At 72.2% G+C, this 15338-nt stretch carries 14 protein-coding genes and 2 pseudogenes; 9 read left to right on the forward strand and 7 right to left on the reverse strand.

From position 1 onward, the window contains the following. Nucleotides 1–4: 4 nt before the first annotated feature. Nucleotides 5–1092: pseudogene (locus OHT51_RS28260) on the reverse strand (DUF5937 family protein). Between the two features lie 116 nt (nucleotides 1093–1208). Between OHT51_RS28260 and OHT51_RS28265 the strand changes: the two are divergent. From OHT51_RS28265 to OHT51_RS28280, 4 genes and pseudogenes are all read left to right on the forward strand, one after another. Further along, nucleotides 1209–2418 (forward strand): annotated as a pseudogene (locus OHT51_RS28265) (MFS transporter). Nucleotides 2419–2496: 78 nt separating this feature from the next. Beyond that, nucleotides 2497–2850 carry an HIT domain-containing protein gene (locus OHT51_RS28270; RefSeq protein WP_328881722.1) on the forward strand — a complete coding sequence of 118 codons (354 nt, stop codon included), beginning with the start codon at nucleotides 2497–2499 and terminating at the stop codon, nucleotides 2848–2850. A 12-nt stretch (nucleotides 2851–2862) separates the two neighbouring features. Then, the gene (locus OHT51_RS28275; RefSeq protein WP_328881723.1) at nucleotides 2863–3768 is read left to right on the forward strand and encodes a ribonuclease Z; all 906 of its coding nucleotides are present in this window, start codon (nucleotides 2863–2865) and stop codon (nucleotides 3766–3768) included. Nucleotides 3769–3788: 20 nt separating this feature from the next. Next, the gene (locus OHT51_RS28280; protein ID WP_328881724.1) at nucleotides 3789–4781 is read left to right on the forward strand and encodes an adenosine deaminase; all 993 of its coding nucleotides are present in this window, start codon (nucleotides 3789–3791) and stop codon (nucleotides 4779–4781) included. A gap of 9 nt (nucleotides 4782–4790) precedes the next feature. Here the strand turns inward: OHT51_RS28280 and OHT51_RS28285 are convergent, their stop codons facing one another. Together OHT51_RS28285 and OHT51_RS28290 are read right to left on the reverse strand one after the other, a co-directional pair. Then, nucleotides 4791–6026, reverse strand: coding sequence for an MFS transporter (locus OHT51_RS28285; protein WP_328881725.1), 1236 nt, complete (start codon nucleotides 6024–6026; stop codon nucleotides 4791–4793). A gap of 209 nt (nucleotides 6027–6235) precedes the next feature. After that, the gene (locus tag OHT51_RS28290; protein WP_328881726.1) at nucleotides 6236–7018 is read right to left on the reverse strand and encodes an IclR family transcriptional regulator; all 783 of its coding nucleotides are present in this window, start codon (nucleotides 7016–7018) and stop codon (nucleotides 6236–6238) included. Between the two features lie 140 nt (nucleotides 7019–7158). On the opposite strand from OHT51_RS28290, the gene OHT51_RS28295 reads away from it, so the two are divergent. The 3 genes from OHT51_RS28295 (at nucleotide 7159) to OHT51_RS28305 (ending at nucleotide 10630) form a co-directional block, all read left to right on the forward strand. After that, nucleotides 7159–8106 carry a 5-dehydro-4-deoxyglucarate dehydratase gene (locus OHT51_RS28295; protein WP_328881727.1) on the forward strand — a complete coding sequence of 316 codons (948 nt, stop codon included), beginning with the start codon at nucleotides 7159–7161 and terminating at the stop codon, nucleotides 8104–8106. Further along, nucleotides 8103–9392, forward strand: coding sequence for a glucarate dehydratase family protein (locus OHT51_RS28300; RefSeq protein ID WP_328881728.1), 1290 nt, complete (start codon nucleotides 8103–8105; stop codon nucleotides 9390–9392). Before OHT51_RS28295 ends, OHT51_RS28300 begins: the two co-directional genes overlap by 4 nt. Before the next feature lie 80 nt (nucleotides 9393–9472). Continuing rightward, a complete protein-coding gene (locus tag OHT51_RS28305) occupies nucleotides 9473–10630 on the forward strand; it encodes a carbohydrate kinase family protein (RefSeq protein ID WP_384187431.1) in 1158 nt (385 codons plus the stop codon). A gap of 107 nt (nucleotides 10631–10737) precedes the next feature. Here the strand turns inward: OHT51_RS28305 and OHT51_RS28310 are convergent, their stop codons facing one another. Beyond that, nucleotides 10738–11538: a VOC family protein gene (locus tag OHT51_RS28310; protein ID WP_328881729.1), complete on the reverse strand. Its 801-nt coding sequence runs from the start codon at nucleotides 11536–11538 to the stop codon at nucleotides 10738–10740. Nucleotides 11539–11650: 112 nt separating this feature from the next. On the opposite strand from OHT51_RS28310, the gene OHT51_RS28315 reads away from it, so the two are divergent. Beyond that, nucleotides 11651–12040 carry a nuclear transport factor 2 family protein gene (locus OHT51_RS28315; protein ID WP_328881730.1) on the forward strand — a complete coding sequence of 130 codons (390 nt, stop codon included), beginning with the start codon at nucleotides 11651–11653 and terminating at the stop codon, nucleotides 12038–12040. Nucleotides 12041–12094: 54 nt separating this feature from the next. Here the strand turns inward: OHT51_RS28315 and OHT51_RS28320 are convergent, their stop codons facing one another. Both OHT51_RS28320 and OHT51_RS28325 read right to left on the reverse strand, forming a co-directional pair. Further along, entirely contained in the window at nucleotides 12095–12448 is a 354-nt protein-coding gene (locus OHT51_RS28320) for a cytidine deaminase (protein WP_328881731.1), read from the reverse strand. A 28-nt stretch (nucleotides 12449–12476) separates the two neighbouring features. Next, nucleotides 12477–13298, reverse strand: coding sequence for a helix-turn-helix transcriptional regulator (locus OHT51_RS28325; protein WP_328884463.1), 822 nt, complete (start codon nucleotides 13296–13298; stop codon nucleotides 12477–12479). A 172-nt stretch (nucleotides 13299–13470) separates the two neighbouring features. Here OHT51_RS28325 and OHT51_RS28330 point away from each other — a divergent pair, with 172 nt between their 5' ends. Then, nucleotides 13471–14916 (forward strand): MFS transporter, encoded by a 1446-nt coding sequence (locus tag OHT51_RS28330; protein ID WP_328881732.1) that lies wholly within the window; start codon nucleotides 13471–13473, stop codon nucleotides 14914–14916. Between the two features lie 36 nt (nucleotides 14917–14952). Here the strand turns inward: OHT51_RS28330 and OHT51_RS28335 are convergent, their stop codons facing one another. Next, entirely contained in the window at nucleotides 14953–15312 is a 360-nt protein-coding gene (locus tag OHT51_RS28335) for an MmcQ/YjbR family DNA-binding protein (protein WP_328881733.1), read from the reverse strand. Between the last annotated feature and the right edge of the window lie 26 nt (nucleotides 15313–15338).

Consider the following 15338-nt stretch of genomic DNA (forward strand, 5'->3'; position numbering starts at 1 on the left):
CCGCTCAGCGCAGGACGGCCGCCAGCACGTCGGTGCCGAGGGCCGTCAGATCGGGCAGGCTGAGGGTGTGGCGGATGTAGCGACCGTGCCGCCGGGCCGTCAGCAGGCCCGCGCGGCGCAGGACGGCGAGGTGGCGGGAGACCTCCGGGGGCGACAGCTCCCAGGTGTGCGCCAGCTCGCCGGTGGTGTGGGGGCCGCGGGCCAGGGTGCGCAGCAGCCGCAGCCGTACCGGATGTGCGAGCGCCTCCAGCCGTAGCGTGACCGTCTCGAGCGACACCGGCGGCTCCGCCGGACTCGGCTCGGCCACGGGGTACTGCACCACCGGCTGCCAGCCCGGCGCGTGGACCGCCACCAGGTGCGGGCGGCCGAAGACACTGGGGATGAAGGTGACCCCGGTGCCGTGGGCGGAGGTCGCCTTGTCCTGCGGCTTGTCCACGACTATGTAGTCGCCCTCCGGTGCCAGGGCGACCGCGCCGGAGACCGACGCGAGGGCCGCTCCGACGCCCTGGTGCTTCAGCAGGTCGTGCTTCAGGCGCAGGTCGCCGGCGAGCTGCACGGCGACGCCCGCCCAGGCGGCGTCGAAGAAGGCCTCGGCGCACTGTTCCAGGGTGCCGCGCACCCGCGTCCGCACACGGGCCGGGTCGGCGAGCAGCCGTTCCGCGTAGGCCTCCTGCCGCGGGCCGCGCGCCTGGGCCAGATCCAGGGCCCGCTCGCGCGCGGTGGCGTCGGTCAGCGGGGACGGCGCCGCGAAACGGGCCGGTTGCCGCCGCACGTGGTGACCAGCGCGGCCGTCACATACGTCTCGTCGTCGATCCGGTCCACGTCGTCCAACTCCTCGGCGAGGGTCGGCCGGGGCCGCGCGGGAAGCAGGAAGTCGGCCTGTGAGGAACGCCAGAGGAACTCCGCCTCCCGGAGCCGCTCGGCCAGCTCGGGCCGCAGCCCGGCCCGGACGTCCCCGGCCCAGTCGGAGTGCTGCGGATGATGCCCGGGTTCGGCCAGCACGTGCAGCATCGCGGTCAGCTCGGCCAGCGGGGAGGCGGCGAACCGCAGTCGCTCGGGCGGCAGGCCGCTGATGTCGATCCTCAACGTCACCGCCTCATCATCACGGACCGGTCAGCATCACCGACAAGACGGCCTGCGCCGACGCCGGTTGACGGTGTTCGTCAACCGACGTGGCCGGCCCGGCGGCCGTCCGCACCGTTGGCACCATGGCAACCACCACAACCACCGGCAAGATCCGGCCCCGCGCCCTCGTCCGTCCTCCGGCGGCCCCCGCTACGCCGTCGCCCTGGCCGTGGACGCACTCGGCACCGGCCTGCTGCGGCCCTTCCTGCTGCTGTACGGAGTGACGGTGCTGCAGCTGTCCGCGCCGGCCACCGGCATCGCCATGACGGCCGGCGTCGTCGTGGGTCTGGTGTGCATGCCCGCGGTGGGCCGATGGCTGGACCGGGGCGCACGCAGCACGGTCGTGGCGGCGTCGATGCGGGTGCGGGTGCTGGGCGTGGTGCTTCTGCTCGCCACCCCCCGACGGGGCACGTCTGGCTGTTCGCGACGGCGGCGCTGTTCCTCGGCGTCGGCAACCAGGCATGGCCCGCCGCCCACGCGGCTCTCGTCGCCACCGTCGCCCACGGCCGGGAACGCGACGCGGCTCTCGCGGCCGGCCGCGCCCTGCGCAACGCCGGCCTGGGCATCGGCGCGCTCCTCGCCACCGCGGCCCTGACGGGCGGCGCCACCGCGTTGCAGGCGCTGGCAGCCGTCACCGGGCTCGCCTATCTCACCGCGGCGGCCCTTGCGTGGTCGGTCCACCTTCGCGCGCATCCGGCCGCCACCCCGGCCGACGACGCGGCCGACGGGCCCGCACCCCGGATGCGCGCGCTGCCGGCCGCCAACGTGGTCTACGTCTTCTGCCTCAACGTCCCCGAGATCGCGCTCCCCTTGATCCTGGTGACGCAGCTGCACGCATCCCCGGTGTGGTCGGCGGCCATCTTCGTGGCCAACACGGTGCTGGCGGTCACCCTGCAGGTGCCGGTCACCGTCCTGCTGTCCCGCTACTCCCGGCGGACCGTGCTGGCCCTGGCCGGGGTGGTGCTCACCGCGTCCTACCTCGGCTTCCTCGCGGTCACCTCACTCGGGGACGGCTGGGGTGCCCCGGCCGTCGCCGCGGTGTCCGTCGTCTGCACCATCGGCGAGATCATCTACGCGGGCAGCGCCACCGCGCTCGTCACCGCCCTCGCGCCGGCCCATGCCATGGGGCGCGCCCTCGCCCGCTTCGAGCTCTCCACGGGCTTCGGCCTCGCCGTCTCCCCGGCCGTCATCACGGCGCTCGCACCGCACGGCCCGGCCGCCCTGTGGGGCAGCCTCGGCGCCGCGACGCTCCTGTCCGCCTCAGCGGTCGCCACCGAGAAGCAACTCCCATGACCGGAAACCGATCACCCGCGGCCGACGACGATACGATGCCCACCGTAACGACGCGCCCCACTCCCGGAGGGAACCCGCATGGCAGGCGAGCCGCAGGACGACTGTCTGTTCTGCAAGATTGTCGAGGGGCACGTCCCGGCGACGATCGTCCGGGAGACGGAGACGACCGTCGCGTTCCGGGACATCAACCCCCAGGCGCCCACGCACGTCCTGGTCATCCCCAAGGCGCACTACAAGGACGCCGCCGCTCTCGCCACCGCCGAACCGGCCCTCGCCGCGGACGTCCTGCGGGAGGCCGGCGCCGTCGCCGACGACGAGAAGCTGGAGAGCCACCGCATCGTCTTCAACACCGGCGCCGGCGCCGGCCAGACCGTCTGGCACGCCCACGCCCACGTCCTGGGCGGCCGCGGTATGCAGTGGCCCCCCGGATAGGTCGAAGCAGCCGTGTCCGTACGTGAATTGGTGGTCCTCGGCACCGCGAGCCAGGTCCCCACCCGGCACCGGAACCACAACGGGTATCTGCTGCGGTGGGACGGACAGGGAATCCTGTTCGATCCCGGCGAGGGCACGCAGCGGCAGATGCTGCGGGCCGGCGTGGCCGCGCACGACCTGAACCGGATCTGCATCACCCACTTCCACGGGGACCACTCGCTGGGACTGGCCGGAGTCATCCAGCGGATCAACCTCGACAAGGTTCCGCATCCCGTCACCGCCCACTACCCGCGCTCCGGGCAGCGCTTCTTCAACCGGCTGCGCTACGCGACCGCCTACCGCGAGACCGTCGATATCGCCGAGGCCCCGATCAGCGAGGACGGCTTCATCGCCGCCACCGGCGGCCACACCCTGGAGGCCGCCCGGCTCTCGCACCCCGTCGAGTCGTACGGCTACCGCCTCGTCGAGCCCGACGGCCGCCGCATGCTGCCCGAACGGCTCGCCCTGCACGGCATCAAGGGGCCGGACGTCGGACGGATCCAGCGGGAGGGCGTGCTGGACGGGGTCTCGCTCGACGACGTCAGTGAGGTCCGGCGGGGGCAGCGGTTCGCCTTCGTCATGGACACGCGGCTGTGTGACGGCGTGTACACCCTCGCCGACGGCTGCGACATGCTCGTCATCGAGTCCACCTTCCTGGACGAGGACGAGCACCTCGCGGTCGAGCACGGTCACCTGACCGCCGGTCAGGCCGCCCGGGTCGCGCTCGACTGCGGCGTACGGCATCTCGTGCTCACCCACTTCAGCCAGCGCTACTCCGAGCCGGACGAATTCGAGCGGCAGGCGCGGGCCGCCGGGTTCGAGGGGGAGCTGACCGTCGCGCACGACCTGCTGCGGGTGCCCCTTCCGAAACGGCGGTAGCACCGCCGTACGATGCTTCGATGCCCCTCCCCAAAGCTGAACTGCACCTCCACATCGAAGGCACCCTCGAACCCGAGCTCGCCTTCGAACTGGCCGCGCGCAATGGCGTCGAGCTGCCGTACCTGGACACCGACGAGATCCGCAAGGCCTATCAGTTCGAGGACCTCCAGTCCTTTCTGAACCTGTACTACGAGCTCATGGCCGTCCTGCGCACCGAGCGGGACTTCGAGGACCTCGCGAACGCCTACCTCGCCCGGGCCGCCGCCCAGGGCGTGCGGCACGCGGAGATCTTCTTCGACCCGCAGGCGCACACCAAGCGGGGCCTGGAGCTGGGCACGGTCGTCGAGGGGCTGTGGCGGGCGCTGGGGAGCAGCGAGGCGAACCACGGGGTCTCCACCCGGTTGATCATGTGCTTCCTGCGTGACGACTCCGCCGAGTCGGCCATGGACACGCTCCGGGCCACCGAGCCGTACCTCGACCGGATCACCGGCGTGGGCCTCGACTCGGCCGAGGTCGGCCACCCGCCGGTGAAGTTCCGCGAGGTCTACGAGGCCGCCGCCGCGCTCGGTCTGCGGCGCGTCGCGCACGCCGGCGAGGAAGGCCCGCCCGCCTACATCACCGAGGCCCTCGACGTCCTCGGCGTGGAGCGCGTCGACCACGGGCTGCGGTGCATGGAGGACCCGGCGCTGGTCGAGCGGCTGGTGCGGGAGCGGGTGCCGCTGACGCTGTGTCCGCTGTCGAACGTACGGCTGCGCACCGTCGACGTCCTCGCCGACCACCCGCTGCCCGCCATGCTCGACGCCGGGCTCCACTGCACGGTCAACTCCGACGACCCGGCGTACTTCGGCGGCTACGCCGGCGACAACTTCGACGCCGTACGCCAGGCCCTCGGCCTCACCGACGAACGGCTCCGGGAACTCGCCCGCAACTCCTTCCTCGCCTCCTTCCTGGAGGACGACGAGGCGCTGCGGGCGCGCTACCTGGCCGAGGTCGAGGCCTACGAGTTCGGGTAGCCGCCGAGGCTAGGTGGCCGCGGTGAGGCGGTCGGGGACCGCCGGGTTGGCCCCGGCGGTGTCCAGGGGGATCTCGACGACTTCGACGACCTCGGCGTGCTCCACGACCTCGACCGTCCGCCGGCTCCGGCGGCCCAGTGCCACCGCCGTCATCGGTACGGCGACGACCAGCAGTCCGACCGCGAGGACCGCGCCCATGACCGGGAACCCGGCCTGCGCCGACAGGACGCTCCCGGTCAGCGGGCCCGCAGCCGTACCCAGCGACGACGCCGAGCCGACGAGGACGGCCCAGCGGCCGCGGGTGTCGAGGGAGGCGGCGAGACCGATGAGGTACGACAGGACGATCGGGTAGAAGGTGTTCCAGGCGATCTCGCCGGTCGCGAAGGTCGTCAGATCGGTGGCGGACGCGCTGAGCGCGATGCACGCCGCGATGATGGCCGTACCGGCGCCGATGGGCAGTGCCCGGCCCAGGCGCGGGCCGAGCGCACCCGCCCCGGTCACGCCCAGCAGGCCCGCGCCGAGCCCCACCGCGAACACCGCGCCGACCGTGGTCTCGGTCAACTGCGCCTGCGTCAGGCCTATTCGGCCGCTGACGCCCCACAGGGAGTTCTGGGCGAGCGACCAGCACAGCATGCAGGCGGCGAGGGTCAGGCCGTGGCGCAGGTGGGGGAGGCCGGAGCCGTCCCAGCCGGGCTGGTGCGAGGTGGCCGTGGCGGCCGGGAGCCGGACCGTGAGCGGCCATACGGCGAGCGCGGTGAGCGCGATCGCGGCCAGCGGCTGGCCGTGGCCCGGACCGAGGTGCGGCACCGTCAGATAGACGCCGCCCGCGAGGGCGGAGACGCCGAGGAGGCCCAGCGTGGTGGCCCGGTGCGGGTCGGGCTGGGCGGCTATGCGGGTGGCGGCGACCGCGGTGGCCGTACCGGATCCGAAGCCGCCGACCAGGACGCCCAGGACGACGGACGGTACGGCGTGCGCGAGCGCTGCCACGCCGTAGCCGAGGACGGCGAGCGTGAGGCCGGTACGTGCCAGCCTGCGCGCGCCGATCCGCTCGACGCGCGAGGCCAGCAGGAAGCCGGCCGACGCCGAACTCAGCAGCAGTGCGCTGCCGACGGCGCCCGCTTGGGTGGGGGACAGCGGAAGTCCGGAGTCGAGCCTGCCGACGACCGTCGGCAGCAGATACGGAGCGAGGTACCCGGCCGTGAAAAGGGCGACGAGGGGCCAGGGAGTGGTGCGAGGGGCGAACACGGGCGTTCCCAGGGCATGCGAAAGGAGCGGCTCAAGAGGGGGAGGGGCGCAGGCCGTCGACGGACAGGAACGCGCGGAGAATTTGTATCAAGCACATGGTTCGGAGAAGAAGCGCGGGGGGTGTGATCTGGCGCACGTTGCGTTTGGGGTGGGGAAGGCCGGGTAAACGGGGGCTTTCCTGGAGGCGCCGGATGTCGCGCGAGCCGGCGTCAACGCCAGTGCACCGACCCGCCCGCCGCAGGCGCCGTCGCCTCGATCTTCGCCCTGACCTCCCGCATCACCGCGACGATCCGCTCCTCATGTCCCGCCGACAGCCGGGCCACCGGCACCGAGCAGCTGATCGCGTCCTGGGCCGGGGAGTCGTAGCGCAGGGCGAAGCCGAAGCCGACGATGCCGGGGACGCCCTCCTCGCGGTCGACCGAGTAGCCGCGCGCCCGCACCTCGGCGAGGTCGGCGGCGAGGGATTCCCGGGTGGTGTGGGTGTGGGGGGTGAAAGGCTCGTACGGGGCCTCGGGGAGGGTCTCATCCGGGCGCTCGGCGAGCAGCGCCTTGCCCAGTGCTCCCACGTGTGCGGGGAGCCGTCGCCCGACCCGGCTGATCGTCCGCAGGTACTCGTGCGACTCACGCGTCGCCAGATACGCCACGTCCCGGCCGTCCAGCCGTGCCATGTGGATCGTCTCGCCCAGGGCCTCCGACGCCTCGTCGAGATACGGGCGTACGGCACGCACGCGCGGGTCGGAGTCGAGGTAGCTGGTGCCGGTGAGCAGGGCGTGGATGCCGATGCCGTACAGGGAGCCGGTGACGTCCGTCCGTACCCAGCCCCGGGCGATCAGGGTCTGGAGCAGGGCGTACATCGAGCTGCGCGGCACGTCCAGCGCGTCGGCCAGCTCCTGGAGGCGTGCGGGGCGGTCGCCGCGCGCGGCGAGGAGCTCCAGCAACTCCACCGTGCGCGCCGCGGACTTCACCTCGCGGACGCCGCCTGTCTCTGACATGGGGCGATGGTAATCGGAGCGCCTCGGAACGCGCCTCGCAAAGCGCCTCGCAAAGCACCTCGGGCCGACCGCGGCATTGACGGTCGCGGTTCGCGTATCTAATCTCGATTCTCATACGTGGATAACGTCTACATGGGGAGATGGCGAGGGTGAGCCTCGATACCGACACGACCCGGCGGCTGCGGGACGGCATGGCGCAAGGCGTGCTGTCGTTCCCCCTCACGAGCTTCCACGAGGACGGCTCGCTGGACCCGGACGGCCTCCGTGCCCATGTCGCCGCCCAGGTCGCCACCGGCCCCGGCGCGGTCTTCCCCGCCTGTGGCACCGGTGAGTTCTTCTCCCTGGACGAGGACGAGTACCGGCAGGTCGTCTCCATCGCCGTCGAGGAGGCGGGCGGACGGGTGCCGGTCGTCGCCGGGGTCGGGTACGGCTGGGCGCAGGCCACGAGGTTCGCCCGGATCGCCGACGAGGCCGGCGCCGACGCCCTCCTCGTCATGCCGCACTACCTCGTCGCCGCCCCGCAGGACGGACTGGTCGCCCAGCTGGAGCGGATCGCCGACCGCACCCGCCTCCCGCTCATCGCCTACCAGCGCGGCCAAGTCGCCCTCACCGCAGACTCGTTGCAGCGGATCGCGCGCATCCCGAACGTCATCGGCCTCAAGGACGGCCACAGCGACCTCGACCGGCTCCAGCGCCTCACCCTCGCCGCCCCCGAGGGCTTCCTCTTCTTCAACGGTGCCGCCACCGCCGAGATCCAGGCCCGCGCGTACGCCGCCGTCGGCGTCCCGGCCTACTCCTCCGCCGTCCACGCCTTCGCCCCCGAGATCGCGAACGCCTTCTTCGCCGCACTCCAGGGCGGCGAGCACGACACCGTCGACAAGCTGCTGCGAGACTTCTACGTCCCGCTCGTCGAGCTCCGCGACCGGGTACCCGGATACGCCGTGTCCCTGGTGAAGGCGGCGGCCCGGCTGCGCGGCCGCCCCGTCGGCCCCGTACGCGCCCCACTCACCGACCCGTCGGCCGGCGACCTGGCAGACCTGCGCACTCTCCTCGCCGCCGGACTCGACCTCGTAGGAGCCGCCCTGTGAACCTCACGATCACCGAGGTCCGTCTGACGCCCATCCTGGTCGCCGACCCGCCGCTGCTGAACACCCAGGGCGTCCACCAGCCGTACACACCCCGCCTGATCGTGGAGGTCGTGACGGCCGACGGGGTCACGGGGGTCGGCGAGACGTACGGCGACACCAAGTACCTGGAGCTCGCCCGGCCGTTCGCCCAGAAACTGATCGGTCGTCAAGTCGGTGATCTCAACGGGCTGTTCGTCGTCGCGGACGAGGTGGCGGTCGACCGTTCCCGGGTGTCCGGACAGGTCGACGTCGGCGGGCTGCGCGGTGTCCAGACCGCCGACAAGCTGCGGCTGTCCGTCGTCTCCGGATTCGAGGTCGCCTGCCTCGACGCCCTCGGCAAGGCGCTCGGGCTGCCCGTGCACGCGCTGCTCGGCGGCAGGGTGCGGGACGCGGTCGAGTACAGCGCGTATCTCTTCTACAAGTGGGCCGGTCATCCGTCGGGCGTCGCCGCCGAGAAGGACGACTGGGGCGTCGCCGTCGACCCGGCCGGGGTGGTCGAGCAGGCGCGGACGTTCACGGAGCGGTACGGGTTCACCTCCTTCAAACTCAAGGGCGGCGTCTTCCCGCCGGACGAGGAGATCGCCGCCGTACGGGCGCTCGCGGAAGCCTTTCCCGGGCACCCCCTGCGCCTCGACCCCAACGGGGCCTGGTCCGTGGAGACCTCGCTGAAGGTGGCGCGGGAGCTGGGGGGCGTCCTGGAGTACCTGGAGGATCCGACGCTGGGTACCCCAGGGATGGCGGAGGTCGCCGCGCGGAGCGGGGTGCCGCTGGCGACGAACATGTGCGTGACGACGTTCGCGGAGATCAAGGAGGCCTTCACGAAGGACGCCGTGCAGGTCGTGCTCTGCGACCACCACTACTGGGGCGGGTTGCGCAACACCCAGCAACTGGCGGCGATCTGCCGTACCTTCGGCGTCGGGGTGTCCATGCACTCCAACACCCATCTGGGTGTCTCTCTGGCCGCGATGACCCACGTGGCGTCCACCGTCCCGAACCTCCATCACGCCTGCGACTCCCACTACCCCTGGCAGTCCGAGGACGTCCTCACCGAGCGACTCACCTTCGAGGGCGGCAAGGTCGCCGTGTCGGACGCGCCCGGCCTGGGCGTCGAACTGGACCGCGACCGGCTCGCGGAGCTGCACAGGCGGTGGCTCGATGACGACGGCTCGCTGCGGGACCGCGACGACGTTGCCGCGATGCGGGTCGCCGAGCCGGGCTGGGTCACGCCTTCGGTGCCTCGCTGGTAGGGGCTCGGGCAAGATCGCGGTGGCGTTGTCAGTGACGTGGTGCAGACTGGCCAGATCAGCACCACGTCAGGGAGCGCACCGTGACCACGCCCACCGCGCCGACCGGAAAGGGAGCCTCGCCCCAGAGGCCGTCGTCCAGAGCAGGGGGTCTGTATCGCCGGGCCCAGGTCGACCCCCTCGTCGGCCTGCGCACGGCCGCCGACCCGCCGTGGGACGTGTATCTGACGGGCACGGTCTTCCTCGACATCATCTTCACCGGCCTCGACTCCGCCCCCGTGCGCGGGACGGAGTCCTGGGCGCGCGGGATGGGTTCCAGCCCCGGCGGCGTGGCGAACATGGCCACCGCCCTGGCCCGCCTCGGCCTGAAGACATCGCTCGCGGCGGCCTTCGGCGACGACCACTACGGCGAGTACTGCTGGGACGCGCTGGAGCACGGCGAGGGCATCGACCTCTCGCCCTCGCGCACGGTGCCGGGCTGGCACTCGCCGGTGACGGTCTCGATGGCGTACGAGGGGGAGCGCACGATGGTCTCCCACGGCCACGAGCCGCCCCCGGAGGAACCGGCGCCGGACTGCCCGCCCCGGGCGCGGGCCGCCGTGGCCTCCCTGGTGCCGGGCACGCGCGCACCCTGGATCGCGCAGGCCGCGCGCAAGGGCGCCCGGATCTTCGCCGACGTCGGCTGGGACGACACGGGGGCGTGGGACCTGGCGGGGCTGGCCGACCTGGAGCACTGCGAGGCGTTCCTGCCGAACGCGCAGGAGGCCATGCGGTACACCGGCGCCGACTGCCCGCGCGAGGCGGCCCACGCCCTGACCGAGCACGTCCCGGTCGCGGTGGTCACCCTCGGCGCGGAGGGCGCGTACGCGGTGGACAGCAGGACCGGGGAGACGGCCGTGGTCCCCGCGATCGCCGTGGAGGCCCTGGACCCGACGGGCGCCGGTGACGTCTTCGTGGCAGGCTTCGTCGCCGGCACCCTGGCCGACTGGCCGCTGGCCGACCGGCTGGCCTTCGCCGGCCTCACGGCCGCCCTGTCCGTCCAGGAGTTCGGCGGCTCCCTGTCGGCCCCCGGCTGGGCCGAGATCGGCGCCTGGTGGCGCCAGGTCCAGTCCCTCGACCGGCAGGACCCCGAGGCCCTGCGCCGGTACGCGTTCCTGGCCGACCTGGTGCCGCAGGATCAGGGCAGACCCTGGCCGCTGCGGCGGGCCGTACCGACGATCGGGTTCCGCCGGTCGGCATGACCAGGACCGACGACGACCAGGACCGACGACGACCAGGACCGACGACCAGGAGCCGACGACGACCAGGGCCGCCGCCGCCTCCCGTGGGTGTCCCTCCCGCGACCGGGTCAGCTGGGCGTGGCCGGCGTCAGCACCACGAAGTCCGCGTTGGACGGGTCCACGCACACCGCCAGCCTGCCGACGCCCTCCGCGTCGTCCGGACCCATCTGCACACTGCCGCCGTTCCCGGTGACCTTGGCGACCGCGGCATCGCAGTCGGTGACGTTGAAGACCGGGTGCCAGTACGGCCGCCCGCCCGCCAGCACGAGGTTCTCCACCGGGAGCTCCATGAGGCCGCCCTGCATACGCTCCTCGGGCTGCCCGGCCGGGGTGATCAGGGTGTACGCGCCCCCGCCGCCCGGCATCGGCATGTCGCTGAACTGCCAGCCGAAGACACCGCTGTAGAACTCCTTCGCGCTCGCGGCGTCCGTCGTGTACAGCTCCGTCCACGACAGCGAACCCGTCTCGTCCGCCAGCTCGAAGCCCGAGTTCTTCCCCGGCTGCCAGACGGCGAACTGGCCGCCCAGCGGGTCGTCGTACTGCGCCATCCGCCCCCAGTCGTCGAGGTCCCGCGGCGGCACCCGCACCGTGCCGCCCGCGCGCTCCACGGCCTGGGTCGTGTCGTCCGCGTCGGTGACGGCGTAGTAGATCATCCAGGCCGAGCGGGCGCCCTCCTCGGTGAGCTTGCCGAGCCCGGCGACGGTCTTGCCGTCCTTCTTGAACATCCCGCCTTCCATGTCGCCGCCCTCGCCCATGGACTCGTACTCCCAGCCGAGCACCGTGCCGTAGAAGGCCGCGGCGGCCCGGACGTCAGGGGCGCCGAGGTCGATCCAACAGGGGGAGCCGGGAGCGAGGTCAGTGGTGATCATGGCGATTCCCTTCGCAGATCCGCTATGACCTCAGCGTGACACCCGGTACTGACAACCGCCCGTCGTGGCGCGACGGGGTGCCGTGCCGCACGGCTCTGGTTACGATCCGGCCATGAGCGACGACGCGCCTGACGACCGGCAGGTCCTCGCCGCCGTCGCGCACGACTGGGCGGCGGCGATGGTCTCCAACGACCCCGCACGGATCGCCGACTTCATGGCCGACGACTGGGCCATCGTCTCCGAGTCGGGCATCTCGACCAGGGAGCAGTTTCTGTCGTTCGTCGAGTCCGGCGAGCTGACCCACTCGTCGTTCCGACTCGTCGGCGAGCCGAGGATCCGCATGCACGGCGACTCGGCGGTCGTGACGGCACGCATCACGAACACCGCCCACTACAAGGGCGAGCGCTTCGACGCCGACGAGTGGACGACCGACGTCTTCGTACGGCGGGACGACCGCTGGCGCTGCGTCCTCAGCCACATCACACCGGCGGCCAGGACCTGAACTCCCGGGCGACCGAGGGCCTCCTGGGACTCCACGGGGCGGGGCCCCTGAATCTCAGCCCGCCGTCACCGTCGTACGCACCGCCCCGTCCGGCCCCGCCACCAGCACCGGCGTCTGCGGCCCGCCGAGGTCCCGTACCGCCGCGCGGTCCTCGTCCGAGGCGCCCTCGGCGTCCGTCACGACCGCCGCCGCCTCCAGCGACTTCGCCCCCGACGCCACCGCCATCGCCACCGCAGTGCGCAGCGCGCTCAGCTTCAGGGACTCCAGGGCGACCGTCCCGGCGACATAGGTACGGCCGGTCTCGTCCCGTACGGCCGCACCCTCGGGCACACCGTTGCGGGCCCGTGCGGAACGGGCCAGGGTGACGATCTTGCGGTCCTCGGGGTCGAGCGCGCTGTTGTCGGTCATGACCTGAGCATACGTAGCGGCGCCCGTGCTAACCGGCCACGGGGTACATGGCCCCGCGCCGCCCTTCCGGGGAGGCCAGCCACTCCAGTTTCGCCGCGGTGTTCGCCTCGTCCAGCGGCGTGTGCAGGACGATCGACAGGTCGGGCCGCACCGGCATCTGCATCACGCTCGACTCCATGCACAGCAGCCCGACGAGCGGATGGTCCAGCTCCTTGCGGATCTGCCCGGCATCCTCGATGTCCCGCCGCTCCCACAGCTCGGTGAACTCCGGGCTGGACGCCTTCGCCTCGGCCAGCACGGACTGGAAGCCCTCGTCGTCGGGAGAGGCCGAGCACAGCGCCCGGAACTGCGCCACGACCGTGCGGGCGTTCTGCTCCCAACTCCTCGAACGCGACCGGTACATCGGGTCCGTGAAGAAGTCGATCAGGCAGTTCCACCGCTTGCCGGGCAGCATCCCGAGCACGGTCGCGGCGGCGTCGTTGTAGAGCACGCCGTTGTAGTACCGGTCCATGATGTGCGCCGGATACGGCATCCACGCGTCGATCAGCCGCCGCAGCCCCTCGCACATGTCCTGCTTCTCGGGCGCCACTTCGCGGACCGGCGGGTTCAGCCCGGCCAGCAGATACAGATGCCGCCGCTCGGCGTTGCTCAGCCGCAGCACCCGGCCCACCGAGTCCAGCACCTGCGGCGACACGGAGATGTCCCGCCCCTGCTCCAGCCACTGGTACCAGGACGCGCCCACTCCGGCGAGCACGGCGACCTCCTCGCGCCGCAGCCCCGGTGTACGGCGCCGCGCACCGCCGTCCGGCAGCCCGGCCTCGCCCGGCGTCACCCGGGCCCGCCTGCTCATCAGGAACTCGCGCAGCTCGCGCCGCCGATGACTCTTCAGCGAGGTACCGGACACGTCGGACACGGACACATCGGACACGTAAGGATCCCCCTCATCCCGGTGACTGGTGGTGCCACCACCAGGACAACTTCCCGCTCCCCACGGCTATTCCGATGCCCCCAGGCTCTTACCCATGGCGATCGACACCACCGCATCCGCTCCCACTCCCACCACCCCACCGCTCGGCACCCCCCGGTCCCCCCGGATGTCGACGCGCGACAAACTCGTCCTGTTCGTCCTGTGCGCGGCCCAGTTCATGGTCGCCCTCGACTTCTCCGTCCTGAATGTCGCCCTCCCCGTCCTCGGCGCCGACCTCGGCATGAGCCAGTCGGCGCTGCAGTGGGCGGTGACGGCGTTCGCGTTGCCGTCCGGCGGCTTCCTGCTCCTCTTCGGCCGCATCGGCGACCTGTACGGCCGCCGCAAGCTGTTCCTCACCGGACTCGCCCTGTTCGCCGCGGCCTCGGTGCTCGCGACGTTCGCCTGGGACCCGGCGTCGTTCCTCGCGGGACGGGCCCTGCAGGGCCTCGGTGCCGCGGTCATCGTCCCGACGGGCATGTCCCTGCTGACCACCACCTTCGCCGAGGGCCCCGCCCGGGACCGCGCCCTCGGCATCTCCGGGACGCTGATGTCTCTCGGCTTCACCATCGGCGTGGTCGCGGGCGGCGTCCTGACCGACGCCCTCGGCTGGCGCTCCACGATGGGCCTGCTCGCGGTCTTCGCCCTGGTCGTGCTGCCGCTCGCGCCCGCCCTGCTGCCCGAGTCCCGCACCCCGATGCGCCCCCACCTGGACGTGCCCGGAGCGATCACCGTCACCGGCGGTCTGCTGTCCCTGATCTACGCCCTCACGACGGCCGCCGACGACGGCTTCGCCCGCGCCGACGTCATCGCGACCCTGATCGCGGGCCTCGCGCTCCTGGCGGCCTTCGCGGTCGTCGAGTCCCGCACCGAGTCGCCGCTGGTCTCCCTGCCCATGCTGCGCCGCCGCACGGTGGCGTGGGGCAATCTGGGCGGTCTGGTGACCTTCTCGATGATGTCGACGGTGGTCTTCGTCCTCACCCTGTACCTGCAGGAAGTGCTCGGTCTGTCGGCCTGGGAGACGGGCCTGGTCTTCGGTGTGCAGGGCGTCATGTCGGTGATCGCCGGCTCGCTCACCCCGCGGTTCATCAGCCGTCTCGGCGCCCGCCGCATTCTGGTTCTCTCGCTCGCCGGCCAGGGCGCCTTCGGTGCCGCCCTGCTGTTCCTGAACGCGCAGTCCTGGTCCGTCTGGCTCGTCACGGCCGCCCTGTCGCTGGCGAGCATGTTCCACCTGGGCGCGATCATCTCCTACGGCCTGACCGTGACCTCCGGCGTCCCCGACGAGGAGCAGGGCCTGGCCACCGGCCTGGTCACCTCGACCCAGCAGGTCGGCATCACGATCGGCATCCCGCTCCTTGGCGTCCTCGCGACGACCTCCGGCGACCTGCTCTCCGGCACCCGCACGGTCCTGGCGCTCGACGCGGCGATCGTCCTGGCCGCGGCGGCCCTGATCGCCGTCGGCCTGCGGACCGGACGGACGGCCGGATCAAGGGACAGCGACTAGGGCCACTTTCGCAACAGGCCCCAGGGGCCGAGTGGCTCAGGGGCGGTCGAGGCGGAGCCGGTCGGCTCTCGGCAGGCCGGCCACGACCAGGTCGTACGAGTCCTCGACGAGCTCCCGGACGAAGCGGTCCGGGAGCTCGCCGTCGACGGTCACCGTGTTCCAGTGCCGCTTGTTCATGTGATAGCCGGGGACGATGAGCCCCGGATACTCGCCGCGCAGGCGGACCGCGTCCTCCGGGTCGCACTTGAGGTTGACCGTCAGGGGCCGCGCGTCCAGGTTCGTCAGGGCGAACAGCTTGCCCAGCACCTTGAAGACCGAGGTCTCCGGGTTGAACGGGAAGTCCTCAACGCTCGCGTTGAAGGAAAGGCAGAACGCGCGCAGCTCCTGAGGGTTCACTCCGTCACTCCGTCACTCCGTCACTC

This window comes from Streptomyces sp. NBC_00299 (assembly GCF_036173045.1).
GTDB lineage: Bacteria > Actinomycetota > Actinomycetes > Streptomycetales > Streptomycetaceae > Streptomyces > Streptomyces machairae.

What these genes read in the sequence shown, in the direction of transcription:
- OHT51_RS28315 (WP_328881730.1), top strand. Translation starts at nt 11,651, where the DNA reads ATGAGCGACGACGCGCCTGACGACCGGCAGGTCCTCGCCGCCGTCGCG.
- OHT51_RS28330 (WP_328881732.1), top strand. Translation starts at nt 13,471, where the DNA reads ATGGCGATCGACACCACCGCATCCGCTCCCACTCCCACCACCCCACCG.
- OHT51_RS28295 (WP_328881727.1), top strand. Translation starts at nt 7,159, where the DNA reads ATGGCGAGGGTGAGCCTCGATACCGACACGACCCGGCGGCTGCGGGAC.
- OHT51_RS28320 (WP_328881731.1), bottom strand. Translation starts at nt 12,448, where the DNA reads ATGACCGACAACAGCGCGCTCGACCCCGAGGACCGCAAGATCGTCACC.
- OHT51_RS28290 (WP_328881726.1), bottom strand. Translation starts at nt 7,018, where the DNA reads ATGTCAGAGACAGGCGGCGTCCGCGAGGTGAAGTCCGCGGCGCGCACG.
- OHT51_RS28270 (WP_328881722.1), top strand. Translation starts at nt 2,497, where the DNA reads ATGGCAGGCGAGCCGCAGGACGACTGTCTGTTCTGCAAGATTGTCGAG.
- OHT51_RS28325 (WP_328884463.1), bottom strand. Translation starts at nt 13,298, where the DNA reads ATGAGCAGGCGGGCCCGGGTGACGCCGGGCGAGGCCGGGCTGCCGGAC.
- OHT51_RS28280 (WP_328881724.1), top strand. Translation starts at nt 3,789, where the DNA reads ATGCCCCTCCCCAAAGCTGAACTGCACCTCCACATCGAAGGCACCCTC.
- OHT51_RS28310 (WP_328881729.1), bottom strand. Translation starts at nt 11,538, where the DNA reads ATGATCACCACTGACCTCGCTCCCGGCTCCCCCTGTTGGATCGACCTC.